The 1,696-nt window shown below is 36.3% G+C and carries 1 pseudogene; it reads left to right on the top strand.

The window, feature by feature from the left end:
* A pseudogene (locus AC1DTM_RS25350) lies at positions 1-1,696 on the top strand (tubulin-like doman-containing protein); the annotation flags it as partial.

Raw genomic sequence — 1,696 nt, 5'->3', positions numbered from 1 at the left:
CCGTGTACATGAGCATGTGACTACACTTTTATATGACATGGTCGAATCAGACCGCTTTATACCGAGTGGATCAGAAGGACAGTCTTATCAATTAAATACATGGTTTTTAAAGAAAACGGATCCGGTTCATCCTGTCGCAGCACGTTTTATGCTGTATRAAATTCGTAAGCAGTTAGTAGAGAAGATGAATCGACTGCATGAAAATAATGAACAAAAGCGTAATTTAATTCAAAACTACGATAAGAAATTTAATGTGAGTAATATTGATGGAACGGTAACGGCTGTTCGCCGCGTTGAAATTGCCCAGCAACAAGGCTGGGTCGGCAAAATGTTTTATAATCAGCAACGTTTGTTCAAAAAAGAATTTGAAGATATCGTAACGCAATATGTCCACAAATTAAGTGAGTATCGTAAAGAAATGTTATTAGAACTCGTGTATCAATCGCTATACCAAGCAGCTGATAAAATGATCCAATATTGGGAAAGATTCTTTGATAATTTACACGAAACACGTGAAAATTTATTGTTTGAAATCCAAAAGCGAAGCAAGGAATTTGAGGGGAAAACGAACCCGACGAATGTATACGTATTAGCTGAAGAGAAATTGCAAGAAAAGATTTGGCAAGATATGCAGCAACATTTAAATTTAGGTGTATTACCGAAAGATATATCGGCTGAAATTTATATGAGCTTGTACGGGGAATATTGTCGTGATGCGAAAGCCGAAGAAATTCAGTCGAAAAAGGTGGAAGACTTCTATCGTGAACATATATTGAGTTATTGTTATGACGAACTTCAAGTGCGCTATCGTGACAAACTAGAGCTTAATATCGTTGAAGCATTGCGAAAAGAAGCAGATTTCAAGAAACGTGATCGTGATGAATACGTTCGTGAAAAAATTGAAGATCTTTTCCATTTAGCAAGTCCGTTCGTTCCGAAAGTTTCTCATCATAGAGAGTTACAATATTGGGGCGTACATCCTTCTTTAAAACAAGAATTGCAAGAAGAGTTATTGCAAGAAATGTTTAAAGAAAAAGATACGGTAAACGAGGCGTTTTCACCATTTGAAGTGATTTGTTATCGTGCTCATTACGGATTATCGCTACAAGATTTTCCTAAGCTTTCATCTGGACATATTGCGAATGGTTTTATGAACGATAAAGGTGATTATTTTCAATCGTATTATCGCCGCGTGAACAAATTAAATAGTAAAAAATCTAGTTTGACGCCGCATTTAGATAAATATTGGCACTTACCAGCCTTTATGCCAGACTTGAATGCAACGCAAACGAAGTTAGATTACGATAAATGTAATCGTGCTCTTCTATACGCGTATATGTATCGCTGGATTAGCTTAGTTGCTGTTGATGGGCAATTCGTGTATCAATATAACGGTGTCGGCCGTAGCTTTTTAATCCAGTCGATGGGGAAAAATATTTCAAGCGAAAGTTATAAGTTGCACAGAGCATTGCTTCATAATCCGTTTATTTATGAAAATATCTTGTCCAGGTTTGAAGAAGAGCAAGAAAAGGCAATGATACAAGGTGGACATTTATATACACATGCATTTGTATTAGGTGCTCAAGATATTAGATGGCTTCGTAAAGAGCATGTCCATAATATTTTAGATATGATTTTAATGTATGATCGTGAGGCAAAATATGACCCGACGTTAGAAGAAACATCTGACGATTTG

Source organism: Bacillus sp. P4_D3 (assembly GCF_056401855.1).
Note: the sequence above shows the minus strand (reverse complement) of the source record. Positions and strands in the feature narration are given on the sequence as shown.